Origin of the sequence: Lysobacter sp. CA199 (assembly GCF_052078715.1) — a bacterium.
Taxonomy (GTDB): Bacteria; Pseudomonadota; Gammaproteobacteria; order Xanthomonadales; family Xanthomonadaceae; genus Lysobacter.
This window is the reverse complement of the sequence record NZ_JBQJIL010000019.1, coordinates 11790-37000: the sequence shown is the minus strand read 5'-3', so window position 1 is coordinate 37000 and position 25211 is coordinate 11790. Positions and strand designations below refer to the sequence as shown.

27 protein-coding genes are annotated in these 25211 nt (G+C 64.2%); 26 read left to right on the top strand and 1 reads right to left on the bottom strand.

The window, feature by feature from the left end:
* The first annotated feature begins 26 nt into the window (after positions 1-26).
* The 14 genes from ACTOWJ_RS27910 (at position 27) to ACTOWJ_RS27845 (ending at position 14195) form a co-directional block, all read left to right on the top strand.
* Positions 27-944, top strand: coding sequence for a hypothetical protein (locus tag ACTOWJ_RS27910; protein ID WP_441337904.1), 918 nt, complete (start codon positions 27-29; stop codon positions 942-944).
* A complete protein-coding gene (locus ACTOWJ_RS27905) occupies positions 941-1975 on the top strand; it encodes a replication protein RepA (RefSeq protein WP_441337903.1) in 1035 nt (344 codons plus the stop codon). Before ACTOWJ_RS27910 ends, ACTOWJ_RS27905 begins: the two co-directional genes overlap by 4 nt.
* Positions 1976-2749: 774 nt before the next feature.
* Positions 2750-3244, top strand: coding sequence for a hypothetical protein (locus ACTOWJ_RS27900; RefSeq protein ID WP_441337902.1), 495 nt, complete (start codon positions 2750-2752; stop codon positions 3242-3244).
* Positions 3241-3672, top strand: a complete 432-nt coding sequence (locus tag ACTOWJ_RS27895; protein WP_441337901.1) for a hypothetical protein — start codon at positions 3241-3243, stop codon at positions 3670-3672. The genes ACTOWJ_RS27900 and ACTOWJ_RS27895 overlap by 4 nt, the downstream gene beginning before the upstream one ends.
* The gene (locus ACTOWJ_RS27890) at positions 3669-4046 is read left to right on the top strand and encodes a hypothetical protein (RefSeq protein WP_441337900.1); all 378 of its coding nucleotides are present in this window, start codon (positions 3669-3671) and stop codon (positions 4044-4046) included. The genes ACTOWJ_RS27895 and ACTOWJ_RS27890 overlap by 4 nt, the downstream gene beginning before the upstream one ends.
* Positions 4043-4423 (top strand): hypothetical protein, encoded by a 381-nt coding sequence (locus ACTOWJ_RS27885; RefSeq protein WP_441337899.1) that lies wholly within the window; start codon positions 4043-4045, stop codon positions 4421-4423. The genes ACTOWJ_RS27890 and ACTOWJ_RS27885 overlap by 4 nt, the downstream gene beginning before the upstream one ends.
* Positions 4423-4887 (top strand): hypothetical protein, encoded by a 465-nt coding sequence (locus tag ACTOWJ_RS27880; RefSeq protein WP_441337898.1) that lies wholly within the window; start codon positions 4423-4425, stop codon positions 4885-4887. The genes ACTOWJ_RS27885 and ACTOWJ_RS27880 overlap by 1 nt, the downstream gene beginning before the upstream one ends.
* A gap of 378 nt (positions 4888-5265) precedes the next feature.
* The gene (locus ACTOWJ_RS27875; RefSeq protein WP_441337897.1) at positions 5266-6867 is read left to right on the top strand and encodes a DNA cytosine methyltransferase; all 1602 of its coding nucleotides are present in this window, start codon (positions 5266-5268) and stop codon (positions 6865-6867) included.
* A complete protein-coding gene (locus ACTOWJ_RS27870; protein WP_441337896.1) occupies positions 6860-7531 on the top strand; it encodes a terminase small subunit in 672 nt (223 codons plus the stop codon). The genes ACTOWJ_RS27875 and ACTOWJ_RS27870 overlap by 8 nt, the downstream gene beginning before the upstream one ends.
* A gap of 94 nt (positions 7532-7625) precedes the next feature.
* Entirely contained in the window at positions 7626-8606 is a 981-nt protein-coding gene (locus ACTOWJ_RS27865; protein ID WP_441337895.1) for a GIY-YIG nuclease family protein, read from the top strand.
* A gap of 151 nt (positions 8607-8757) precedes the next feature.
* On the top strand, positions 8758-10113 hold the full coding sequence (locus tag ACTOWJ_RS27860; RefSeq protein ID WP_441337894.1) for a terminase large subunit domain-containing protein: 1356 nt from the start codon (positions 8758-8760) through the stop codon (positions 10111-10113).
* 7 nt (positions 10114-10120) lie between these two features.
* Entirely contained in the window at positions 10121-11080 is a 960-nt protein-coding gene (locus ACTOWJ_RS27855; protein WP_441337893.1) for a phosphoadenosine phosphosulfate reductase domain-containing protein, read from the top strand.
* A 32-nt stretch (positions 11081-11112) separates the two neighbouring features.
* Positions 11113-13206 carry a portal protein gene (locus tag ACTOWJ_RS27850; RefSeq protein ID WP_441337892.1) on the top strand — a complete coding sequence of 698 codons (2094 nt, stop codon included), beginning with the start codon at positions 11113-11115 and terminating at the stop codon, positions 13204-13206.
* 5 nt (positions 13207-13211) lie between these two features.
* Positions 13212-14195: a hypothetical protein gene (locus ACTOWJ_RS27845; protein WP_441337891.1), complete on the top strand. Its 984-nt coding sequence runs from the start codon at positions 13212-13214 to the stop codon at positions 14193-14195.
* Here ACTOWJ_RS27845 and ACTOWJ_RS27840 read toward each other — a convergent pair.
* Complete coding sequence (locus ACTOWJ_RS27840; RefSeq protein WP_441337890.1) at positions 14192-14563, bottom strand: GIY-YIG nuclease family protein; 372 nt, start codon at positions 14561-14563, stop codon at positions 14192-14194. The genes ACTOWJ_RS27845 and ACTOWJ_RS27840 overlap by 4 nt on opposite strands.
* Positions 14564-14786: 223 nt before the next feature.
* Here ACTOWJ_RS27840 and ACTOWJ_RS27835 point away from each other — a divergent pair, with 223 nt between their 5' ends.
* From ACTOWJ_RS27835 to ACTOWJ_RS27780, 12 genes are read left to right on the top strand one after another with little or no spacing between them, the layout of a single operon-like run.
* On the top strand, positions 14787-15902 hold the full coding sequence (locus ACTOWJ_RS27835; protein WP_441337889.1) for a phage capsid family protein: 1116 nt from the start codon (positions 14787-14789) through the stop codon (positions 15900-15902).
* A gap of 45 nt (positions 15903-15947) precedes the next feature.
* Positions 15948-16343, top strand: coding sequence for a hypothetical protein (locus ACTOWJ_RS27830; RefSeq protein WP_441337888.1), 396 nt, complete (start codon positions 15948-15950; stop codon positions 16341-16343).
* Between the two features lie 53 nt (positions 16344-16396).
* Positions 16397-16795, top strand: coding sequence for a hypothetical protein (locus ACTOWJ_RS27825; RefSeq protein WP_441337887.1), 399 nt, complete (start codon positions 16397-16399; stop codon positions 16793-16795).
* 27 nt (positions 16796-16822) lie between these two features.
* On the top strand, positions 16823-17491 hold the full coding sequence (locus ACTOWJ_RS27820) for a phage adaptor protein (RefSeq protein WP_441337886.1): 669 nt from the start codon (positions 16823-16825) through the stop codon (positions 17489-17491).
* Positions 17492-17493: 2 nt separating this feature from the next.
* Positions 17494-18825 (top strand): hypothetical protein, encoded by a 1332-nt coding sequence (locus tag ACTOWJ_RS27815; protein WP_441337885.1) that lies wholly within the window; start codon positions 17494-17496, stop codon positions 18823-18825.
* Positions 18822-19016, top strand: coding sequence for a hypothetical protein (locus ACTOWJ_RS27810; RefSeq protein WP_441337884.1), 195 nt, complete (start codon positions 18822-18824; stop codon positions 19014-19016). Before ACTOWJ_RS27815 ends, ACTOWJ_RS27810 begins: the two co-directional genes overlap by 4 nt.
* A gap of 10 nt (positions 19017-19026) precedes the next feature.
* A complete protein-coding gene (locus ACTOWJ_RS27805; RefSeq protein ID WP_441337883.1) occupies positions 19027-19641 on the top strand; it encodes a hypothetical protein in 615 nt (204 codons plus the stop codon).
* Positions 19642-19682: 41 nt separating this feature from the next.
* Positions 19683-21536 (top strand): hypothetical protein, encoded by a 1854-nt coding sequence (locus tag ACTOWJ_RS27800; protein WP_441337882.1) that lies wholly within the window; start codon positions 19683-19685, stop codon positions 21534-21536.
* 49 nt (positions 21537-21585) lie between these two features.
* On the top strand, positions 21586-22056 hold the full coding sequence (locus tag ACTOWJ_RS27795) for a hypothetical protein (RefSeq protein WP_441337881.1): 471 nt from the start codon (positions 21586-21588) through the stop codon (positions 22054-22056).
* 10 nt (positions 22057-22066) lie between these two features.
* Positions 22067-22954, top strand: a complete 888-nt coding sequence (locus ACTOWJ_RS27790; protein ID WP_441337880.1) for a hypothetical protein — start codon at positions 22067-22069, stop codon at positions 22952-22954.
* On the top strand, positions 22951-24405 hold the full coding sequence (locus tag ACTOWJ_RS27785; protein ID WP_441337879.1) for a hypothetical protein: 1455 nt from the start codon (positions 22951-22953) through the stop codon (positions 24403-24405). The genes ACTOWJ_RS27790 and ACTOWJ_RS27785 overlap by 4 nt, the downstream gene beginning before the upstream one ends.
* Complete coding sequence (locus ACTOWJ_RS27780; RefSeq protein ID WP_441337878.1) at positions 24405-25154, top strand: hypothetical protein; 750 nt, start codon at positions 24405-24407, stop codon at positions 25152-25154. Before ACTOWJ_RS27785 ends, ACTOWJ_RS27780 begins: the two co-directional genes overlap by 1 nt.
* Positions 25155-25211: the final 57 nt, after the last annotated feature.

Genomic DNA, 25211 nt, shown 5'->3' with positions numbered 1-25211 from the left:
CGCATCTACGGAAGGGAGCAGGTCGAATGACAGACCCTCACCCCCTTCCGTTCCGGCGTCGTAACGTCGCCAAGATGCTGGCGCGACTGCATCCCAAGGGCATCACCGAGCCCTTTAACGGCGCGCGCAGTACCGCGCCGCAGCGGGAGACGGCGATGGATATTGCGGGCGCCTTGGGCGCGGCCGGACAAGCTGGCGCGGCCCAGCGCCTCGCGGTCCATGTGCTGTGCTTACGATGGTGGCCGGGCCTGTTCGAAGGCCCTGCCCGCGTCGTCGGCCATCGAACGGTGCCGGTAGCGGCTCCAGTAGTGCCGTCCTCACCCAGGCAGGCTGCGTTGCGAGCACCCGCTGATCTGCAGGCGTCGACGGTACGTTTACCCGTGGAGCAGCCCGCCGAAACGTTGGCCTTCCGGCGACTGGCGGATCTCATCGGCTCCCGACTCGCGATCCGAATTCAACGTGACCGCGCGCGCCAAGACGCGGAGCTGGTGCAATGGCTGTCCGCCTGGGTGCATGGCGGCGAAGCACCGCAGCTGCCGGATGGGCAGTACGCGACGCGCGAGTGCTTGGACGATGCGCTGACTCAGCGGGTACTTGCACCGGGCTTTCTTGGCGCCTGGTCGCGCGCGGTGATCGATGAGTTTCGCCAGCCGAACCACTGTGCCGCCTGCCACGGCTTCGGCGAACGCCTTCAGCTCACCGGATTGGGCGGCAGTCGCGCTCGCGCGGATTTCCTGAGCTGCGAGCACTGCATCGGCCAGGGCGTCATGCCCTGGTCGAAGAAGCGCCGCGCGCAGCAGCTATCGATCGGCGAGCACCCGTTCCGGAACTACCTCAACACCCACCACGAGGGCGCACTGGCGCTGCTGCGCGAGTTGGAACATCGCGGAGCCGTGCTGCTGCTGCGCCACCTGGGTACAGACGACCCCACGGAGACCGTATGAAGGTCAAACCAGATATCCCCGGCAGGAAAGGCAGTGACCGTTCCGCTCGCCGACAGGCACCGCGTAAAGCCAAGTCGCTAGATGCACGCCAAGCGTTTCTGGCGGCTGCGAAACAACAGGGGCCGCGCGATGACGGACGCAAGCAAAGAAAGCTCGCCGAACTTGGCGCGCAGATCCTCGCAACACCGCCCGCTCGTCATCAAGTGGCGTACCTGCATTCCGCGTTCTGCCGCGTGGGGCTGCCCAGGTCGACGCCCGAGGGCGATGTGTTTGAAAGAAGCAGTGGAAACGTCAGCCTGCAGCTGGAAGCGGGCACCTTATGGAACGGGACGCAGACCATCACACCGGGCTTGCCATGCGGCACCCGACCGCGACTGTTGCTCCTGCATCTGATTCGCACGTACCTGCATACACACAATCGAACCATCGATCTAGGCGCGACACTTCGGCAGTTCCTGATCGAAACCTTGTGCATCGAGCCTAGCGGCGGCAAACGCGGGGCCGGAACTGCATTCAATCAGCAACTGGCGGCCTTGGCCGCTTGTCGGCTGTGGATTGGATATGGACCGACGTCCGGATCGGCGGGCACGCGACGCGCCACTGGATGGGTCTCAGTATTTGAAGACGCATCGGTGGAGGGCGCGGCGTCTGACTCGCGCAAGCCTTGGCAAGGCTCGATTACGATCTCGCGCTCGTTCGCGGCCAGCTTGCGCGACTCCGCGGTTCCGCTCGACATCCGCGCGCTGCGCGGTATTCAAGACAGCGCGCTGTCATTGGACGTGTACGCGTGGCTGGCGCATCGACTGCACCGCTTGGAGCATCCAGGCGTACTCCACTGGGCCAGCCTGCGCGGCCAGTTCGGGCATGAGTACCGCGACAAGAGGGCATTCAAGCGTAATTTCAGAAAGAGCATGCACGACGTATTGATCGTGTATCCGCAGGCGCAGGTGCGGCCGGTCTTCGGTGGCTATCTGTTGACGCCTTCGCCATCCCCGGTGATAGGCATGCCGGGCAGCGACGGGGCCTTGTAGCGACCAGCTAATTCATTTCAACCCAGCCGGCCACCCCGCATCGACGGATAGCGGAGTGGCCCACCTTTCGTGCCGTGTCGGGCGCGATCACCATCCTTTGCGCAGCGAGCTGCGCGAAGGCATCGTCGTGCGCGAAACAAAAACGGCGTTTTTTAAGGATAAACGCATCGTTTATTCGTGCCGAAACTGTGGATAAGCCTGAGGATAAAGGCACTTATGCACAATGAATCAGAACCCCCACGAGGATGAATCGCAGTCCCCGTTTTGGAGGAATTGCGATCCCCAAAATACGCTGAGTTAGTGCCCCCCTAAAGCTTATAGCTCTTGCTTATAGCTTTTGCTTATATAAAAACCTTGTAGTAGGCGGCGTTTTCTGTGGATAACTCCGGTGATCGATGCGGACGAATCGAAAACTGCGTTCATCGGGCCGCGCATAGGCGTTGGATAGGAACTTCTCGCGTGCGCGCCGAGGCCGATGCCGTAGGCGAAAATCATTAGGTTCAGAATACTTGACCTAGCGCACCCCCATCCCCTACGCTTCGCCACGCTGGGTCGATTACGCCTCCCCCTCGACCCAGCGCCCGCCCACTCCCACGCCGGGGTGGGTTCCCCCCGAAGCCCCCGACCGCTCCCCTCGGTCGGGGGCTTCTTCATTTCGGCCGTACTGGCCGCCTTCCCCAAGCGCAGCACGTCACCCGCCTCAGCGGCGCGGCGGGCGCAGCGCATTGCTCAGGACGTCGCATGCTCCGTTTACCGGCTACCCCGACCGCGCTGATGCGCGAAGTCATCGCGCCTGCCCTGGCGCAGTTCCCCGCCTCGTGGGCGAGCAGCGAAGCCATCGCGCTGCTGGTGGCCATCGCCATCCAGGAAAGCAACCTCGCTACTCGCCGCCAGGGCACAGCGTTGAAACCAGGGCCGGCCCGTGGCCTGTGGCAGTTCGAAGTGGCCGGCGCCGATGGCGTGCTCCACCACCCGCAAACGCATGCCCAGGCGCTGACCCTGTGTCGGGAGGCGCGCATCACCGCCAGTGCGGGCGCAGTTCACCGCCGTGTCGAGATCGACGATCTGCTGGCGTGTCGCTTCGCGCGCTTGCTGCTGCGCAGCGACCCAGCGCCGCTGCCGACCGTGGACCTGCGTTCGGAAGCGGCCGCATTCGCCTACTACCTGCGCAACTGGCGTCCTGGCGCAGCGCGTACGCCGCAGGGTCGCGCGAAGTGTGCGAAGCGCTTCACGCGGGCATGGCGACTCGCGCTGGAGGCCGTGGCATGAGCGATCCGTCCACGCAGACCGCCGCCGCGCTCGCTAGCCAAGTCGCGGCGGCGTCCGGTGCAGCAACGGGCGCGACTTTGCTGGTGCTGGGCATCCCGCTTGAGGCGCTGCTGGCGGCGCTGATCGGTGCGGCTTTGAGCTACGTCGCCCGTCCTGCGGTATCGCATTCGAAGATTCCGGTGCGCCTGCTGGGCATCGTGTCGGATGCCCTCATCGGCGGCTGGCTGTTCGTGATCGTCGTGAAGCTGACGCCGCTGCATCGCTTTGGCGTAGACGACATTCCCATCGAGGCCGGAGCGGGCCTGCTGGCGCTGCTGTGGCGTGTGCTGCGTGTGTGGCTGCCGGCGAAGCTGGATCGGGCCTTCGACGCACTGCTGGCGTTCTGGACGCAGGGGCGCGATCACGATGACAGCGGGGACTCGCGATGATCGCCGTGCTGTCGGTGGTTGATGGCATGGCGTGCGCGGTCGTGGCCTGGGTCTGCGGCGCGTTCTTGCTCAGCGCTCATGGCAGCGGTGTTCGGTCGCTCGTGTTCAACCTCAGCCTGCTGATCCTCGCGGTCGGCGTGGTCGCACTGGCGTTTCTCCCTTTGGGCGGCATCGGCATCGCGGTGTGGTCGCTACGGGCCGCCAAGATCGCAGGCGCAGTCGTTGCCGTCGAACTCTATGCGCAGCGCCTGGGCTGGACCGCGCAAGCGCGTGCTGTGCTGGAGCTACTGGCGCAGCGCGCGACCCAGGTACGCGTCCTTTGGCGTCGTCTTCGTGATCGATCTGCGCGTAAGCGCTCTGGACGCCCGACGTGATCGCGGCCGTCGCCGCTTTCAAGGCTATGGCGGGTCGTTGGACGCTGGTCCTGGCGCTCGCGCTGCTGGCGAGCCTGTCGCTCAACCTGTGGCAGTGGGAGCGGGCGAGAACCGCACCACTGCGGATCGAGAACCGCACGCTGGGCGCGGCGCTGACCACCGTCCAGGCGCTCGCCACGGACGCTACGCGCGACAACAAGGCGCTGCTGATCGAACTGGACGCGCTGGTTGAGCGCGGACGCGCCACACGCACCGTCTACCGCCATGCAGCCAGCCAAGCGCCGCTGCCTACGCAGTGCGCGCCCGGAGCCGCACGCATTCAAGCAGTCAACCAAGGGCTCGGGCCGTCCGAGCCCTCTCAAGAGAGAGTGAAGTGATGCAGAAGAACGCAGTATCCGCCCTGATCGAGACCCATGTGCTGCTGATGATGCTGAAGCCGGATAGCGGCGAGGGACGCTTGGGTCACAAGCGACCGGAGACGAGTCTGAGTCCGAAGTTCGACCCTAACTGCGGCGCGCTGACAGCGGCGGTCGAAGCGCAACGCCCGATGTCGGCAGTGACCAGCGAGCCGAACTCACCGCCGAGTTCGATCGTCGCGGCATGCGTGGAATTGGGGGAAGAGCAACTTACCAGTCACGAACTGATCGATCGCTTGGTCAAGTGCCTGCTGCCCGTACTGGCGCGGGAAGCACCGGGCAGTGCCGTCGCGTCCACCTTCAACGTGCTGCCGCCCGTGTTATCAGCGCAGTCGCCGTTACACGCGGATCTGCAAGATCGCGTCAAAAGGCAGCGCGAAGTCAATCGACGGTTGCGTAGGCTACTGGAGCGAGTCGTCGTTTGAACCATCAGGGCACTGCACTAGCCGCGCTGGTGATCGCACTCGCCGGTTGCAGTACCGCCCCCAGCGCCGGGACACCCCCGGCGCTGTGCGACGCGCGCTGCTTAGTTCCGTGTGTGGATGAGCGAGGCGATACCGGCGTGCGCTGGGAATCAGCCGCAGACGACCCGGCCGCTTTCGACGCGTTGGGCGAGTCGGTCATCCCCGCATTGGCGCAGAAGTTGCGGCAGTGCGAGTTGCACCGCCGCGCCTGCGAGCAGTGTCTGCGGCGTCTGCACGATCACCGTGTCATCGCGCTTTAACCCACTTCGTCTCCAAGGCATCACGATGACGCCTCAGCGCTCAGCCCAATCGTCCAGGCGCGTGCGCAGGCGGCGCAGGGTGCGCTATCTGTCGCTGTTCTCCGGGATGGAAGCCGCCCAACTGGCCTGGGGGCCGTTGGGCTGGGACTGCGTTGGCGTCGCCGAGATTGATCCGGCCCCGTGCGCGGCACTTGCGCACCGCATGCCCGGTGTCCCGAACCTTGGCGACGTCGTGGGCATCACGCCGCACATGGTCGCCGCGTTGGGTCGTATCGATATTGTGGTCGGCGGTTCGCCCTGCCAAGACCTGTCCGTCGCAGGGCGACGTGCGGGGCTGGCTGGCCAGCGATCCGGCCTGTTCTTTGAGCAACTCAGAATCTTTGATGCAGCACGATCTCTTTGCGGGGCACGATGGCTTGTCTGGGAGAACGTCCCCGGAGCCTTCAGCAGTAACCGAGGCCGAGACTTTGCAGTCGTGGTTGGGCACATGGCAGGACTTGACCTCTCGTCCCCCGACCAGGGCTGGGGCACGGAAGGCGTGGCGCTCGGTCCCCGCGGCCTTGTCGAATGGGGCGTGCTGGACGCGCAGTGGTTCGGAGTGGCGCAGCGGCGCCGCCGCGTGTTCGCTGTCCTCGATACTGGAGACTGGGCCGGTCGCCCCCCGGTACTACTTGAGTCCGACCGCCTGCGCGGGGATCTTGCGCCGAGCCGCGAAGCGCGGAAAGGCGCTGCCGGAACCGCTGAAAGGTGCGTTGGAGGCCGTGGCGGCGCAGGCCCAAATGTTGCCGACCGAGAACGGTTGATCGCGGGGACGCTCCAAGCTAAGAACAAGTCGGCTTGCACGGCCACGACTCAGGACGCGCGCGCGGGCTTGGTGGTGCCATTGGCCTTTGGCGGCAACAACACTGCCGGAGCGATCCAAGTCGCGACCGCGCGCACCGCGTGTGCTAGCCCCAGTGGGCGAATGGACTTCGACTCCGAGACCTTCATTGTCCAGCCCGTCGCGCATACGCTGCGTGGTGCCGGCTTCGACGCCAGTGAGGACGGAACCGGTCGCGGCACGCCCTTGGTCCCGATGGCATTCACGCAGAACCAGCGCGATGAAGTGCGCCCGCTCAACGTGGCCGGTGCGCTGGCGGCCCGCCCAGGCGTTAAGCAATCCACGTACCTTGCCCTGAGCGATGGTGGGCCGAAGGACACCGCGCGGGTTGAGTCGGCTTTCGTCGCCAGCGACTATAAGCAAGGCTCCTTCGCGGAAACGGACACCGCGAACCCGTTGACGACCAGCTCGGACCGCAGTCGCGCAGCGCCCATCGCGACTGCCTATGGTTTTCAACCGCGCATTGCCCGCAACGGTCGCGGCGACATGGGCGCGGTCGCGGCCGCGCTCAATGCGCAGTCGGGCAGCACCGGCAAGGGCGATGCCGCGCCCTGCGTTGCACAGCACAGCGCCGTGCGTCGCCTCACGCCCCGCGAGTGCGAACGGCTACAGGGAGCGCCCGACGATTGGACGTTGACGCCGAACGCACTCGGCAAGCCGATGGCAGATGGGCCGCGCTACAAAATGCTGGGAAACAGCTTTGCGGTGCCGGTCGTGGCATGGATCGGTCGTCAAATCGCGCACGCGATGCAATTCGACGCCAGCGGCACCCATTCAGAAGACCGAGGATTCGATGACTGACAAGATGTCTTCGGCCCCGGAGTCGGTCATCGCCGCCTACCGACGCCTATCGGTCAAACAAGCTGCATTCGCGTTGGCCATTCCAACCGCACCCAGCCTGGTGCAAGCGGCGTTGACGGCCGGGTACTCCGATAAAGCGGCCAAGGCGCAGAGCAGCAGACTGGCGCAGCACCCGGACGTAAACACCGTGGCCGATTGGCTGGTGGGCGGCGGCTTAGCGGTAGCGCAACTCACGGTCGAAGGGGTCATGCGCGAGCTGGCGGCCCTCGTGTTCGCCGATCCCACGCAGCTGTTTGATCCGGAAACAGGGGCGTTGAAGCCCCCGAGCGCTTGGCCGGAGGCGGCCGGTAAGTTCGTGACCGCCGTCGATGTCGCCGACTTGTACGAAGGCAGTGGGAGCGACCGAACGAAGGTCGGCGAGATCCACAAATTCAAGTTCGCCGACAAGCTAGGGGCGATCAACACAGCACTGAAGCTGTTGAACGCTTTCCCGGAGAAGAAAAAGGCAGTGACCCACACGCATCGGGTCGGCGTAGTGGTCGTACCGGCTAAAAACGTCCATCGGGATGCGATTGATGTGCAGTCGGCCGAATCGCTACCCCTGCCGGTGGTCGTGCCGACTCGGATGGACCCGTTTCGATTGATGAAGCCCTCCGGGTCGTGAGCAGCAACAAAGCGTGATCGAGGACTCGTCGAGGCGCGCGAAACGCCTTAGCCTGAGCAGGCGGCCTATGCCGCCCTGCCTGCGGAGTTCGCCTATGTCCGTCGAGTCCATGTCATCCATCGAACCTACCTCGCCGATGGCGAAGCGCTGCCTCTATATCGCGGTGCCAACGAATGCCACGCAGTTCAAGGTGGGGATCGCGCACCGACCAATGGAACGCCTGCGAGGGTTAGGCCTTGTCGCACTCGACCTGAACTATTCCGCAGTGGTCGAGGGACCGGCCCCCGCTATCGCGCAGTTGGAACGCGTCCTGCACTTTGAGCTGGACGCGTGGCGCAAGCCCATACCTGATCGGCGCGCTGGATTCACTGAGTGGTTCGACCGTTCCGGCCTAGGCCCCGCGCTGGACGCGATAGCCCGCCTGTTGGAATCACACAAACACTTGGAATTGCGTCGAGTCTCTTGGGACGAATTGGAAAGCAAATCCCCAACCGCAAAGGGTGACTCGGAGCTGTCACCACAGACCCGCCGCGCAGCGAGGCAGGCGCAGCGTCGACTGGAGTGGACTAAGACGATCGAGCGAACCGCACAGCGTGCGTTGGCCCACCTCGATCATTTGCAGATGATGATCGAGTTCGCCGTGACACGCGGGCGAGGTGTGGCGCTGGGTCAAGGCGGCGAATTGGTGATCGGATTTGACGGCCTGACCGAATCGGACCGTCACTGGCTGCACGATTGGAACGCGCGCCAAGAGCCGGTCGGCTGCGTCGAGATTTATCATTTCTTGTTCGTCCTCTCCATCGACAAGGTTGGGACGTTGGTTGAAATCTGTTTTACGAAGACACCGCCGAATGAGTTGATGACGACCCTGCACGAACAAGGTGTTGCCAAGTCTTTGCCAGTCGCGGTCAAGGCGTACGATGCGCTGAATCGCTTCTTCGACGCATTCCACCGACGTATGGCCGCTATGCCGGCCGTTGAATACCGAAATCTAAACAGCAAACTGAGAGAACTGTCCGACGAATCGTCTGCCAGTCCTATGAATTCGCGGACCGGCCTGCCTCCTGACCAGTGACGAAACTCGGCTTAAGCCGAGCGCGGGCCAGCAATGACTTGGTCATAGTTCACTTAGCTTACTCATGGATCACTCCTCGGCCGACGAGGAGGTGGTGTGGCAGCCGACCGCGAAACAAGCCGAGTTCCTGGCCTGCGACGACTTCGAAGTTTTGTACGGCGGCGCGGCCGGTGGTGGCAAATCCGACGCCCTGCTGATCGACGCCTGGGCGCTGGCGCATAACGGCCCCCAGCATCCGCAGCACCGCGCGATCTTGTTCCGGCGCAGCTTCCCGGAACTGAAAGACCTGATCGATCGCTCGCACGAGTTGTACCCGGCCTTCATCGAGGGTGCGGTCTACGACAAGAACGAGCACCGCTGGCGCACGCCCTGGGGGGCGATGGTCGAGTTCGGCTATCTCAACCACGACAACGACCGCTTCAAATACCGTGGCCGCGCCTGGAATGTCATCGGTTTCGATGAGCTGACGCTCTGGACGACGCCGGTCTGCTATCTCTACCTGCTGTCGCGCAACCGCACCACGGCGCGCGACCTGCCGCGCTACATGCGCGCCACCACCAACCCCGATGGCGTCGGGCAGCGGTGGGTAATGGAGCGGTTCGCCATCGAAGAAGCCGGTGGCCCTGCGCGGCTGTCGGTGGAGATGGATTTCGAGGAAGAGGACGGCGCGGGTGGCTACCGCGAGGTCAAGCGGGCGTTCTACCGCACCTTCATCCCCGCAAAGCTCGCCGACAACCGTCACCTTCGCGGTACTGGGTATCGCGAGACGTTGATGATGCTTCCGCCAGAGGAGCGCGACGCGCTCTTACGCGGGCTGTGGCGCGGCAACCGCGTCGAGGGCGCTTTCTACTTCCGCGAGTTGCAAGCGATGCGCGCTCAGCAGCGCGTCGGGAAAGTGCCGCATGTCCCCGGTGTGCCGGTCAACACCTTCTGGGATCTGGGCTACAGCGACTTCAATTCGATCTGGTTTCACCAGCAGATCGGACTGACGCATCGCTTCATTCGCAGCTATCAGAACAGCGGCTACGGCGTCGATCACTACGTGACCTTGCTGCAAGAACTTCAGCAGCAGCACGGCTATCACTACGGCACCCACTACCTCCCTCACGACGGCGCGCACCACTCCGGTCAGACCGGCAAGACCATGTACCAATTGCTTAACGAGTCCATGCCCGGTAACAACTTCCAGATCGTGCCGCGCGTCCATGCCCTGATCGTCGGCATCCAACAGACGCGCGCTGCGATGGCGTCGTGCTGGATCGACGAGACCGAGTGCGCCGATGGGCTGGCCTCACTGGCGGCCTACCGGAAGCGCTACAACAAGATCATCAGCGCGTTCGCCGACGAACCGATTCACGACAGCCACTCCAACTATGCCGATGCCTTTCGCCAGTTCGCGCAGGGCTACGACGGTGCGCGGATGGTGGTGACGAGTTCGTCTGCCGAGTGGAAGCGCAAGTTGGCCCTGGCGCAGCGTGCCGCGCGTCGCAACCACATGACAGCCTAAGCCTTCTATGAGCGATCATCGGAGCGCCAAGCCACAACACTTGGTCAGTGTGAGTGGTGGCAAGGACTCCACGGCTTGCTATTTGCTGGCCATTGAGTCGGGTCGTCCGTTCCGAGCGGTCTTTGCCGACACCGGGAACGAGCACGAGGCGGTCTATGAGTATCTAAGCAGGCTTCACGAGCGAACCGGCGGACCTCGGGTCGAAACGGTGCGTGCCGACTTCACGAAACAGTTGGCCCGGCATCGTGAGTTCGTCCTTCGTGAGTGGCCGAAGCAAGGCATATCGAACGAGATCGTGCAGGAAGCGGCTGCGCTGCACGCGCCTACCGGAAACCCCTACTTGGACTTGTGCATCAGCAAGGGGCGATTCCCGTCGAGGATGGCGCAGTTTTGCACCAGCGAGCTGAAGGAAATCCCGATCACCTCGCAAGTGGTCTTCCCGATGTTGAAGCGAGGCCCCGTCCTGCAATGGCTGGGTATCCGGGCCGATGAGAGCCGTAACCGGGCGACGCAGCCCCGATTCAACCGCCATGACTCGGGTTCGTACCTGTGGCGACCCATCTTTCGGTGGTCAGTGGAAGACGTGTGGGCGCAGCACAGGAAGCATGGCCTCAAACCGAATCCTCTCTATGAGATGGGTATGGGCCGGGTGGGTTGCATGCCGTGTATCAACTGCCGCAAATCCGAGTTGCGCACCATCGCGGAACGGTTTCCTGACCACATCGACCGTATCGAACGCTGGGAGCGCGTGGTGACCAGTACGAACAAGCGGCGGTCTTCCACCTTCTTTGCCGCTGTGACCGACCCCACTGACGTTGATCGGCCTGGAACCTATGCGGGCATTCGCACATTGGTCCAGTGGTCTCGGACCACTCGTGGGGGTCGTCAGTACGGGATGTTCTTCGAAGGCCAGCAAGGATCGGGTTGCAGCTCTGACCTGGGCCTGTGTGAAACCGAAGCGGCCTGAACGCTCAAGTTCTTTGTAAAGCCTTTAATTCAATGACCGACACGACCCGCCATCGCGACGTAGCGCGCGAGGTGTTCTGGCGTCTGGAGGAATTGCGCACGCGGGGGCATGAAACCTACATGCACCATGCGCGTCGCCTGGAGGACTACTACCTCGGCGGCGGGCGGCAGTGGCGGGCGCAGGACCGCCGCGCCGTCGAGGAAGAGGGCCGACCGGCGCACGAGGTGAATGTCTGCTTGCAGGCCATCAACGCGGCGGCCGGCTATCAGATTCAGAACCGCGTGGACATGGCCTATCAGCCCAAGGGAGGTCGGGCCGACGAAGCCCAGGCCAAGGTGCTCTCGAAAGTCATCAAGCACGCTCTGGAAAATACAGATTATCGGTACGCCGAGACTGACTGCTTCATGGACGGGATCATCCAGCAGCGGGGCTATCTCGACATTCGGATGGATTACTCGGACAACGAGGAAGGTGAGCCGCGCATCATCACGCTCGATCCGATGGACGTTCTACCTGACGCAGACGCCAAGGGCTACGACCCCGACAGTTGGGCCGACTGCACGACGACCCGCTGGCTGACCGCGTTTGAGATCGAGCAGCACTACGGCCGCGCCGCGGCTCAGGAAATCGTGGGTTCGTCCCGCAACTATTGTGATACCGACAATTGGTGGACCGATGTAGGCGTGCGCCGGGAAGGCTTCGCATCGATGCCGCCCAGCTATGCGATGAGCGTGGGCTACTACGGCACTGAAGGCCCGTGGCGGCGCTATCGGATCGTGGACCGGCAGGCGAACGAGTATCAACCCACGCTGGTCGCGCGCTGGCCCACGGGCGATCTTCGTATCGTGGAGGGTCTGCCGAGCGAGCACTTGGCGTGGCTGATCGACCAGGGCGTCTACGTGACGCGTCGGCGCATGCGCCGCGTTCGTTGGCAGGTCTGCGCACCGGAGGTCTGTCTTTACGACCAACTCAGTCCCTACGAACACATCACCGTCGTTCCGTACTACCCGTACTTCCGGCGCGGACGCACCATCGGGATGCTGGACAACGCCGTTAACGTCCAGGACATCCTCAACAAGTTCATCAGCCAGTACGCCCACATCGTCAATGCCAGTGCCAACGGCGGTTGGCAGGGCGAAGCGAACGCCCTGGCGAACATGACCGACGAACAGTTCACCGAGGATGGCGCGCAAACCGGCCTGGTGCTCCTGCGCAAGCCCAACACCCAGCCGTTCCAGAAGATCGAGCCGAACCAGCCGCCGACCGGCATCGAGAAGATGATCGAGTTCGCCGCCGGCCACATGCAGGCGGTCACAGCGATCAATGAGAGCTTGAACGGGCAAGGTGGGGCCGATATGAGCGGCGTCGCGATCCAGGCGCGGCAGTACGCGGCGCAACAGGCGCTGGGCGTCACGCTCGACAACCTGGGCCGCACGCGCAAGTTGGTCTCGACCCGGATGCGGAAGCTGGTACAGCGCTTCATGGGCGGCCCGCGCATCATCCGTATCAGCGAGCCCGACCCTTACGGCGTGGATCGGCGCGTTCCCCTGCAACTAAACATGCCGCAGGAAGACGGCACGATCCTCAACGACCTGACGCTGGGTGAGTACGACGTGACCGTCACCGAGCAGCCGTACACCGTCACCTTCGACAACAGCCAGTTCGAGCAACTGCGCACGATGGTCAAGGAGATGGGCGTTCCCATTCCCCACCACCTGATCGTGAAGGCTTCAACGCTGGCGAATAAGTCGGAAATAGCCGACGCGCTGCGAGAAGCCGAAGGCAAGGCGGACCCGGTGGCCGAGGCCGAGGCGGCGCTGAAGCAGGCACAGGCGCGGCTGGCGCACAACAAGGCCGTCAGTGCGGCAGTCGAAACGCAGTTCAGCGCGCTGCGGACCGCAGAGATCATTTCGACCATTCCGCAGACCGCCGCCATCGCCGATGCGCTGCTGCGATCGGCCGGGTTTGAAGACCAAGACGCCGCGCCTATCGTCCCGAGCGCGCCGGCAGGCTATCCGCCTGGGTCCGTCGATCACGCCGAGAACACTTACCCGCTGACGCCCGACAATCCCGACCGGGGATTGAGAACCGGGCTGACCGCGACTCCTGAAGCCCTAACCGCATGAGTCCTATGGCCGACATCGATCCGACCGACCTGAACCCCCATCGCATCACCGAGGCGCAGCGCGCAGCCCTGCATGCCGCAGATCCCGATGCGTTCGACGACGACCTCATTGAGGAATCTACCAAAGAGGGCGCGAACGAATCCCTGCTGCCGCCCGGCGACCCAACCAGCATGTCGGAGACGGACACACCCGCGCCCGTGCGCGGCGCGGTGCCGATGATCCCGAAGCCGCGTCTGGATGAAGTGCTTAATCGTGTCTCCGAGCTGGAGCGACAATTGCGCGACCGCGATGCGCGCGACGCGGCCCTTGCAGGCGGCGCACCGGATCGGGACTTCGACGCCGAGCGCGGTCAGATCAAGGCGCAGTGGGAGACAGAGACCGCCACGCTGAAGAAGCAATGGGACGATGGCGACCTGGATGCCGACGAATACCACGATCAACGCGACGCCCTCACGAGCAAATACGGCGGTCTGGGAAACGCGCTTACTGTGGAAGAAGCCCGTCACGTCGCAAAGGCGGAACGCGTCGCGGCGAATCAGCAAGCCGCTCAAGATGCCGCCCAGACGCGCTGGAACGACAAGATCGCCCAATGGGTCGCCGCTAACGATGCATTCATGGGCAATCCGATCCGGAAGAAAGCCGTGGCCGATCTACTGACGGCGCTGGATACGGAGGGTGACAGCACCCTCGACGACGACGCGCTCATCGCGATGATGCAAGAACAAGCCTTCGAAGCCTTTGGTTGGACTGCGCCAGCAGCGCGCGCCGCCGAATCGGTCGTTGACCCTCGAATCGCAGCGATACAGGCGCGTCAGGCCACTGCGGCACGCGCGGCAGCAGCTGCGTCGGCAGCCCCACCCCAAGTGGCGGGCGGGGCCGGCACTGGCAGTCGCGACTTGACCATCGATCTGGCGCAGATCAAGCCAGGGGACTTCAAGAAGATTCCGGAGAGCACACAGCGTGCCCTCTTGGGTGAGGACGTTATTTAGTCCTCTGCTCCGCTAGTTGGCGGGGACGCGGGCTCTGTGAGTCGAGCAAGCTTTTTTCGGTAGCTGCGGCTCCATATGTGCGGGTCAAACGAGTACCCGTGGCGCCGCAGAATTTTCTCGGCCCGTGGGATGCATTTAACCTTCCACTGACTTTTTTTATGAAGGCGGGTCTTCAGATCCTTTTCATGGTCAAAGGCTTCATCCCGAGTGGGAAACAACAGCACCGCAAGTAGGTGCCAACGTCGGCCGCGTGTCCATCCGTCGTTGGTTTTGCTGTTGTGAGTACGAAATCGCTGGCGCAAATTCTGTGTCGCGCCTAAGTACACTTCGCCTTTATTGGAAAGCAGAAGATAGGTCCATCCCGGCATGGCGTGCTCCTTGCATGGCCTGACCCGAAGTATGCCGCGCCACCCCGGACGGGTGGCTCGCTCGTTGAGTACAACGCTTCCGCATTGCGCGTACTGCGACACAGAACGCGACCCTGGTAGGGCATCCCCGGCCCGCAGCCCCGTCTTGGCTGCGCTTCCGCAACGACCCGCGACAGAGGTCACGCCCATGACTTGAACCATATCCCGCCAGGGAGGATTCACCGTGTCCGTTACCGATTTCGGCCGGCAGCAGCCCCAACAGAAACTTGCTTGGGGCCACAAGGCGTACGAGGAGTACGTCGAGAAGTTTTTCTTCACCAAGATGCTGGGCCAAGGCTCCGAGGCCATCATCGAGCACATCACCGAACTGTCCAAGAACTCCAAGGGCGAGGTCGGTGCTTACTTCCACCTGATTTCCCGCATCACCGGCGGCGGCGTCGTCGGCGACAACCAGCTCAAGGGTCGCGAGCGCACGCTCGATTCGCACTGGCAGCGTGTCAACTTCGACCAGCTGCGTAACGGCATCAAGAACAAGGGCCGGCTGGCCGACCAAAAGTCGGTCCTGCAGTTCCGCCGTCCAACGCGTAAGGCGATGGCCCTGTGGTTGGCCGATACCTGGGAAGACCAGGCCATCCTCACGGCGTCGGGCGTCAGCTACGCGTTCAACACGGACGGCAGTCCCCGCACTACGCCCGAGGGACAAGACCCTTGGACGGAGTTGGAATACGCCAACGACGTTCGTCCGCCGACCACGAACCGGCATTTCCGCTGGGACGCAACCGAGGGTTTGGTGGCGGGCGATACGTCGGCCGTCGAGGCGGCCGATCTTCCTGTCTACGACATGCTGCCTGAGATCAAGGCGCGCGCTGCCACCAAGCGGATGACGCCGCTTCGGCTCGCGGGCAAGGACTACTTCATCGTTCTCGCCCACGAGAACACGATGGCGCGGTGGTACCGCAACCCGGACTTCCGCAGTGCCATCGTCAATGCGGACGTGCGCGGCGAGGCCAATAAGATCTTCACGGGTGCCATCGTGACGATGAACGGTCTCGTCATTCACCCCTACGCCCGCGTCTACAACACGCTCGGCGCCGCACTCGGTTTGAAGTGGGGCGGCGGCAACGTCAACGGCTCGCGCACGCTCGTACTGGGTGCGCAGGCGCTGGCCTTGGCCGACCTGGGCGTTCCGGGTTGGGAAGAGGAAGACGAGGACTACAAGAACCGCTACGGCGTGTCGATCAACAAGATGGGCGGCTGGTTGAAGCCGCAGTTCCCCTCGTCCTACGACGGCGGCAGCGTCGAAGACTTCGGCGTGATGGCGATCGATCACGCGATCTGATCTATGGGCCGCCTGCAGGCGGCCTTCTTCTCTCAGGAGCCTCTTATGAGCAAGCCCGACACCGTGAGCGTGCAGTACCTGCGCGTGCGCGTTTTCGACTACACCTTCGCCGACCTGCCTTCGGGCACGTTCGTACCCGCGCTCAAGCTGCCGATGGGGTCGGTCCTCATCGCCGCATTCAACCTTGTCGAAATTCCCTCCAACGCCGGCACGTCCGACGTGCTCGATATCGGAACGGCCGCAGCGCCGGCATCGTTTCTGGACAACAACGACTTCAAGACCGCCGCGAAGACGGCGTTCACCGCGTTGGGCGGCCCGTTCGCTCAGGGGCTCAGGCTCGGGGTGACACGAACGGCGGTCGGCACCTCCGCAACGGCCGGTCGCGGCTGCGTGGTCGTGCAGTACGTCGTGAAGGGCACCGCCGATGAAGTCTACGGCTAGGCCGGCGTTGCACCTCGCGATTCTTTCCTCCCTTACTTTGCAAGGAGAACTCAATGCAGTTCCGCCACCCCGATGGTGCGCGTCTGGCGCTGACGACCGGCCATGTGACGCATGTGGGGCCCGACTGGGCACCACTGCACCCGCTGTTCCATGCCGAGGCGCTTGCGCAAGGCTGCGAGTGCGACCAGCGCACGATCCGAACGCGGCAGGTCGTCACGCCGCGCGCATCGGATACGGCGGTCAAGGCGCTGGACGAGTCCGAGCTGATCCGCGGTGCGCTCATGACCCTGGCACAGCGGCAGCAGCCCGGCGATCTGACCGCCGATGGGATGCCCGATTTGAAGGTCGTCGCCAGCCTGTGCGGCTTTCGCGCCAAGAGAGAGACCGTCCACGCGATTTGGCACGACCTCGTGGCCGCGAATCTCGGCGACGACGCGGACGATGAGACGTAACGGTTTCGTGTTGAAGGGGCGCGCGCGATGAATCTGGCCGCTTTGATCGCCACGGCGCGCGAACGCCTGGATGATGAAATCGAACCGTACTTGATCACTGATGCGTCGCTCGCCGGTTGGGCGACGGAAGGCGAACGGGAGGCGTGTCTACGGGCACGCCTTCTGTTTGACGACGAGCCGGGCGAGGTGACAACGGTGACGCTCGCGTTGGGCCAAGGCGTGTACTCACTCGATGCGCGCGCCTTGTTTGTCGTTTCGGCGACGATCACTTGGTCGGACGGGACGCAGCCGGCACCGCTCGACCTCAAAGGCTTGGATTGGATACGCGAGCGATCGCGTCAGGAAAGCAGCTTTGGCACTCCGTGCGTATTGGCGGACGACGGCCGCGCGCGAATCCACCTGTGGCCGCGCCCGGTACGGCCCGGTCGGTTGCAGTTGGCGGTGTATCGCGCGCCGATGCGTGCGTTGCTCGACCCGCTGGATGAGCCGGAGATCGCGCCCAAGCATCACGAGGCGCTGATTGACTGGATGCTGTACCGGGCTTTCCAGATCAAGGATCGCGAGATCGAGGATGTATCGCGCGCGGTGCTCGCCCTGCGCGAGTTCACCTTGAACTTTGGTGAACGCCCCACGGCCGACGTGCAGCGCCGGCATCGTGAACGTCGGCGCTCGACCACGCGCTACGGCGGCTACTGACCGTGGGCGTGCGCGACGACGAACTGGCCCCTCGGGCCGGGTGGCCCCTGGGCTTGAACAACCTCGCAGGCGAGACGGCGCTGCCGGTGAGCGAGTCCGGAGCGCCGGTCGCGGTGCGCGAGGCCGACAACGTTGACTTCGATGTCGCCGGCAAACCGCACCGCCGCGACGGTTACACGCTAGCGGTCCCCGGTACCCGCGTCCATAGCGCGTGGGGGGACGCAGCGTGGCCGTGGGGTTTGTTCGTCAGTGGCGACACGCTGACCGCGTTGCACCCGGACGAACGAACCGAACCTTTGATCGACGGTCTCGCGCCCGGTTGGCCCGTGGCCTACGAACGGCTCAACGACTCGGTGTTGTGGAGCAACGGGGTGCAGTGCGGCTTGCTCGGCCTGGACTTGGATGCGATGCCGTGGGCGTGCTCCACGCCGGAAAGCGCCCCGCGCATCGAAATAGAGGCCGGTGGTGCCCTGGATGCTGGGCACTACCAGCTCGCTATGACGTTTCTGGACGCGCGCGGTCGCGAATCCGGCGCATCCAGCCCCGTCGCCTTTGCAGTACCGGCGAACAGCCGACTGCGGTTGTCGCAGTTGCCGCAGCCGCTGGATGTGCTGCGTGTACCTCGGGTTCGCGTGTACCTCAGTTCCGGACTCGATGGCGTGTTCCGCGTCGCGGCGACGCTGCCGGTCGGTGTGACGGAATTGACGCTGACCGAGCCGGCGTCAGGACGCGCGCTGGAAACGTTGAACTTGCGTCCGCTGCCAGCGGGACAGGGCCTGTGTATCCATAACGGCCGCCAGTTTGTCGCGCGTGGCGCAGAGGTGTGGTTTTCGCCACCGCTGCGCTATGGGCTCACGCAGCCCGGCCGCGACCGCGTGGGATTCGCCGGCCGCGTGGATTTGCTCGCCCCGGTGGCCGATGGCAACGACGGTGCGGGATTGTTCGTGGCCGACGCCAAGCGCACGTATTTCTTGGCCGGCGCGTCGCCTGCCGAATGGCGTCAAGTCATCGCCTACCCGGTGGGCGCAATTCCGGGCGCGCTGATTCGGTTGTCGGGCGAGGTGTGGAACCTACCGACCAAAGCCCCGCTTCCCGTCTGGATCGCGCGCAATGGGCGCGTCTGCGTGGGACTGCCGGGTGGACAGGTCATCACACCGCAGCCGCGTGAGGGCTCTCCCGAGGCTGTCATCGATGCCGCTTCGCGCGGCGCGCTGCTGTACCGCGAGCACGACGGAAAGCAACAGCTCATCACCACCTTGCGCGACGCCCAGCCGCAGGCCCTGGCCGTGCGCGACCGTGCGATCGCACGCGTCTACCGACACGACGACCCATGAAACTTCTGACCCCTCCCGAGACCGTCCAGGCGCGCTTGGCGCTTTGCCGCGCCTGCCCACACTTTCAGGCGCACTCGGCGCCGCTCCCTGGCGGCGGCACGTTGCCGACCGCCAGCTGCGCGCGCTGCGGCTGCTTTCTCCATCTCAAGACCCGGCTGTTCGGCGCGCGTTGCCCCGAAGGCAAGTGGTGAAGGAATTTCCATGACTCAAAACCTCTGGCGCACTCACGCCGACGAGATTGCGCGCGAGCTGCGGCGTCACCGCTACGAGCGAAGCGACCAAGGTCTGCTGCTGACGCACATGGGTGTGTTTGTCGGCGGTGCTATGAAGGTGCGTGACTACCGCGATGGCCACTACCAGTCCATCGCCATCGACGCGAACACCTTGCTCAACGAAGGCTTGAACCACCTTCTCAACGTGGCCTACCCACCCACAGGCGGCTACCCGCAGATTACGCAGTGGTACTTGGCCCCGTTCAAGGGCAACTACACACCTGACCCGACATTGACCGCTGCGCAGTTCCCGGCAGCGGCTGACGAATTCACCGCGTACACGGCCACCACGCGACCTGCGTGGGTCATCCCGCGAGCGGCGAGCGCGCAAAGCACGGGCAACACCGGCAACGAAGCGCTGTTCGTCCTGGCCGCAGGCGGTCCCTACAACCTGTACGGCTGTCTGATCGTGTCGTCGTCGGCGAAGGGTTCCACGACCGGTGTGGGCACGGCGGCGGTGCGGTTCGACCATCCGCGTTTGAACATGGCCGGTGGCGACAAGCTCGGCATCGAGTACGTGTTGACCGCGACCGACGCGGGCTGATCGTGCCGGGTGCTCGCCATACCGACTGGACGCACGTCCATGTGGTCGGCGACAAGACGCGCGCGGCAGGCTACGTTCCGTTCGCGCGCAAAGTGCTCGGCGCGGTCGTGGCCGACGCCGCCCACTTGGGCCTGCGCACGCACCAGATGACCCAGCATCTGCCCGATGGCGCGGTGGTGATTGGTGAGCTGCGCGGCGGCATCCCGCGCATGACGATTGTGCCGCCGCCATTGACCCAGCGGCCCGTCGATCCGCCGCGCGGCAAAGACGATTTTGTGGTGTGGGCGCGCGACACCGCGCACCCGCAAGGTTTGGACGCCCGATTCCCGCAGCAGATCCTGCGCCCGCGTTGGACGACCTACTTTCATGAAGCGTCGACCACCGGTTACGCCGAGTTCGCGGGCAAGAAAGGCACGTACCGCGCGCTGTTTCCGGACGGCATTCGTTATGCGGCCAACGTGGACTGGCGTAGCAAAGACGATGAGCGCATCCAGTGGTACGGCCCGTCCAGTCGCTACTTCGTTGATGGCTATCGCCGGCCGCTGACGCAGTACGGGCGCTGGGTGTTCTGCCTGGGCCAAGTGTTGCTGGACGTGGACCGGTACTGCGAGGCCAGCGAGGTCGATTTCCCCGAACGCTTAGTAATGGGCGCGGCCTTCGATGGTCGCTGGTTGATGGTCATCATGGCGGCCTTGTCGGAAGTGAGCTGGCCGCCCGCGCCGCCGCTGGCTGCACTGCACCCGGACGGCTGGGCGAGCCCGTCCTACTTCATGGGCGATGTGCCGCTCGCGCTGCGACGATTTGAAATGGTCATCGATCCATCGGCGCCGGGACCGATGAAACGGCGGGTGCTCGCGCGATCCCACGAAACGTTATGGGACGGCATAGAGGCGCGCGCCACGGCTCCCTGGCATTTCGATGCGACCGGCAGGGTGGCCGTGACCCATGTACCGCCGAGTTCAGCGCAAACGGTGCAGCAGGGCGAGGTGTGGTCGCGTCCTACCGAGGCGAACATGCGGTTGGAGTTGATGGTGGCGGCCACGGGCGCGGTGCGCTTAACGCGCGCGGCGGTCAGTTTGGCGGCCGGCGACGGAGCCGCGGCGACCTTGGCCGAAGACGGTCCTGCGGTGTTGCAGGTCGTGCGGCGCGGTCGCGGGCTGGCCTATCGGCTGGACGGTGCCGAAACCGTCGCGTGGGAGTTGGGGTTGGTTACGGACCCCACATCGGGCCGGGTCGATTGGTGTCGCCGGCAAGTGCTGTGCGCGGATTTGCGCGAGGGTGCATTGCTGCTGCTGGAGTCGAGGCAAACCTTCGCGGGTGGACCGTCGCCCGCGCTTCGTTTCCGTTACCGCGTCGTGCTGTGGCAACGCGGCAGCGAGACCGTCATCGCACAGACGCCGATTGAGCGAACTGCGTTCACGATGGTGCCGACCTATACGGCGGTGCTGGCGCGCTTGGCGGAAGCCTCCATTGCCCCATTGGCTTTGATGCATCTGCACGCGTTTGGGTCATCGAATCTCGGGTTGACCACCAACTTCGGCATGTCGCTGCTTGCGGCGCATCTCACGACTCCATTCCGCAAAGCCGATACGTTTGGTCAAACCCGGATCGCGAACTCGGCCGGCGCGTGGCTGGCCATTCGCGACGCTGCGAGCAGCGCGAGCAACTCGGCGGCGAATCAACAGACCGACCTTGCCGGTCACACCACGATGCCCGGTTTCGCCAGCGTCGACGGCGTCACGGTCTGTTCGTACAACACCAACCTCTATCTCAATGGCGATGAGGTAATCGCGAACTACGCGACCGGGCAGCCGCTGAGCGCGTTGACCGGAGTCGGTGGCGAACAAGCCCGCTACCACCCGGTGTGGTTGCTCGGAAAGCCCACACCCGTTTAGTTGATCCCACCCTTCCTTCGGACTCCTCATGCTTCTGCTAACGCCTGCGTTGGCCAACGTGCTGTTGGCCCAAATCAAAACCCGACTCGATGGAGGACGCCTGATTCTGTTCGCCGGCACCGTGCCGCGCACCGCCGCCGAAGCCCTTAACCTGGCCAGCGTGCATACGGAGCTGGTGCGTATCGGGCTCAATGGCACCGGCAGCGGCCTGACGTTCGACACGCCGATCAATGGGGTGTTGAGTAAGTCGCCCACTGAAGTTTGGCGCGGCACTACGGCGTTTGAAGGAGCCGACGCCGCGCAGACCACATTGACTCCTACGTTCTATCGCTTCTGCACGGCCGGCGATGACGGACGCGCGGTCGCGGACGCGCTGACTGGCACGCGCCTTCAAGGTGCGGTGGGTGGTCCCAGCAGCGGAGCCGAACTGCGCCTGGGCATAGCGGCGCTGACGGCGGGCAACGAGCAACCGGTGGGCGATTTCGGTTGGCGCCTGCCGCAGGCGGCACTGGGCGGTTGATGTGGGCGCGTTGACTAAGACCGCTACGGTGACGGTCACACCGGGCACCCCGGCTTACCCCGCCGCTCCCGCCATCGCGTTCCATCTGTATGCCACGCCCTCACCTCGCTCCACGGCGTTCCGCCAAAAAGGCAGCTTCCCGAATCGGCCCGAGCACTTTCGTCAATGGAGCCAGTTGGACGCCTCGCCGCCCGATGGCTGGTATGGGCCGATCCGGCACATGACGTTCGTGCGCTTTCCGGGGGTACGCATCATCGGCAACGGCTATCCCGAGCCCGGTCATGACGGCCCGATTACCGGCGTGTTCGATGTGCCGACGACGACAGGGATGCATCGGGAGTCGCGAACGTATTACCGAGAGGGGCTGCGTGGGTTATGGATTCCGCGCGATGGCACTTATGTCGATCCACCCGGTTGCCAAACGGGCGGGCCGTGCCGCGTCGTAATGCTTTCAAACTTCCCTGGTCGTGACGCGGTTCCAGGCGTTCCCGACATCGAGACAGTGGATACGCACGACGGCTGGAATGCCGGTGCGAACAGCGTGGACCGACTCGACGGGGATCTGCGCACAGTCTTTCAGGTCGATATCGCGGCGGCCGGCGCGGTGGGTTTCGCCTTTGAGCGTCCGGACGCGGGGCTCTACACCTCGCTGTCGCATGCGTTCTATTTCGATACCGATCCCTTGGATGGAACGCGCCGGGTGGCGTGTATGGAGTTTGGGCGTTGGATGACGACGCCGACGACCTACACGCGCGGTGACGAGTTTGAGCTGCGGCGTCAGTCTGGATTGGTCGCGTTCTCGATCAATGGCGAAAGCGTATATGTGTCGCCGAACCTATCGACCGGACCGGTCATCGTCGGGGCCGCGCTGTTCCGCGCGCAGGACCGGGTGCTGTGAGCACGATTGTGTTCGAGACCCTGGCACCGCCGAGTCCACCGGAGCCGGCAATAGGCGATGCCGCGCTCACGCTGGGTGGCTTTGGATTTGCGCGCGGGTTGAGCGCGGGTGCAGTAGGTGACGGTGAATTGTGGTTGCAGTCGGCCAGTGGCGGCGTGACGCCGCCACCTGTCGCGTTCTGCATTGGCGACGGCGCGTTGCAACTCGCCGCGACGTACGGCTTCGGCACGGGTGTGCTGCCGCCCGCGCAAGGCGATGGAATCCTGGCGGCAACGGGACGCGGCTCGGCCGCGCGCCAAGTCGGCGACGGCGCGGTGGTGCTGACCGGCTTTGGTAGCGAGTTGCGCTCGCCACCAACCACGGGAGACGACACCGTGCGTTTGAGCGCGCGTGTAAAGGCGCGCACCCGCCTGTCGTCGATTCAAACCGCGCTGTTGCACGTCAATCTCATGCTGGCGGCTGCCCCCCGCGCGCGCTGGCGTGGCACTCGCCACCTACAGTCGCAGGCGTCGTTGGGCGATACGCTCGGCCTCATCCTGCGCGAGCTGCTGACTACTTCACTCGCGCTTGGAGAACGCAACCACATCTCGGCAATTGCGGTTGAGCAGTTGGTCGATGCCCTGTTGCTCGGCGACGCGGTGAATACCGAGTTGGAGGCGATGTCGTTGATTGCTGAAGCCCTGGCACTCGGTGCGACGCTCGATCCTCTTCGGATTGGCACGTTGGTCAGTGGGCTGATGCTGGGAGCCAACGTGGCTGAGACTTTGACCGCGACGCTGCGGTGGGCGGATGAGTTGCGCCTGCGGGCTGCGCTACAACCGGGTGTACTGCGCCTTGTCGTTTTGACCGATCGAATGAACGTCGCGGCACGGACGCGTGCAAGCGCAGACGTCCATGTGGCGCTGCGAGATCACTTAGGCGCAGTGGTGCGGGTTCACCTGGACTCGGGTGAATACGTCGCCTGGGTGATGAACACGCAGAGCAAAGCGCTCTCGCGCTACACGAACTATCCGTTCAACAGTTTTCTTCCCCTGGCGGGCACGGTGTACGGGGCGACCGATACCGGGTTGTATCGATTGGGCGGCGACACCGATGCCGGCGAGCCCATCCATGCGCGCATCCGTCAGGGCATGTCGGCTTTCGGGTCACAGCTCAAGAAATCATTTCCGAGCATGTACTTGGGCTACACCGCCAGCGGCGACCTGCGCTTGAGCGTGGTCGCCGCCGATCTAAGAACGGGTGAGCGTATCGCCCACGCGTATCGACTGCGAGCGCGCGCGGCCGACAGCGTGCGCGAAGGGCGAGTCAAGGTCGGTGCGGGCCTGCAATCGGTGTACTTCGACTACGTGATCGAGAACATCGATGGAGCGGACTTCGGCCTGGACGTGATCGAGTTCCTGCCTCTGCGGGTGGATCGCCGTGTGCGCGGCAATAGCAGTGGAAGGCGCTGATGGCGATCTCAGCCACCAACGCTGACGCGGGCGAGCCGGTGTGCTTCTGGACGGATTTACAGGGCGCCACGCAAGAATGCGAAACCCCACTACCGCCGAGCGATTGGACCGCCTCGGGCACCAACGGCCACATCTTCTTCGCCTCGCCGAACACCGTTGGTAATCCGGTACAGACGCCGATCGGAAACGAGGAACCCCCTGTTGGCTTCCGGGCGATAGTGGGCTTGGGCCACACGCTGCAAACCGAGGTCAACGGCGAGTTCTACAACGCCTACGGAGCGAATCCCGAGCGGTACACGGGGCTTTTCGAAAATATCCGAATCGTTCGGTTGGCACCGGACGGTACGATTCTAGAAACGACCCCCATGCCCGGCGTCTTCGCCGTTGAGCTGGTCGGCCAAGAGGCCAACGCGAACACGTACACCTTTCGTGCGGGCTTTAGCGGGATGCTTCCTGCGCTGGATCGTGCCTACGCCTGGGGTGTGCTGGCAGAGCTCGCGATGACCAGCAGCGATTCAGGCGCAAGACCGATCCGGGTGACGTTCGGCGGCACCTTTACGTTTGAGGTGCCGACCGTGTTCGTTGTGGATATCGGCGAACTAGCATTCCCGCTTGGACCGGTAGAAGAAGGCGGTGTGGCGTACTCGGCTTGGATCAACACACTGCCGTGCGGAGACAGTGCGGTGGCAACGATTCGGGTCGATAGCGGACCGCCTATGCCGTTGCGCTTCAATCACGGCTGCCATTGACTGGCAGGCAGGGCTTATCAGCTAGAACCTCATGATGGGAGATGCTCGTCTGGAGCT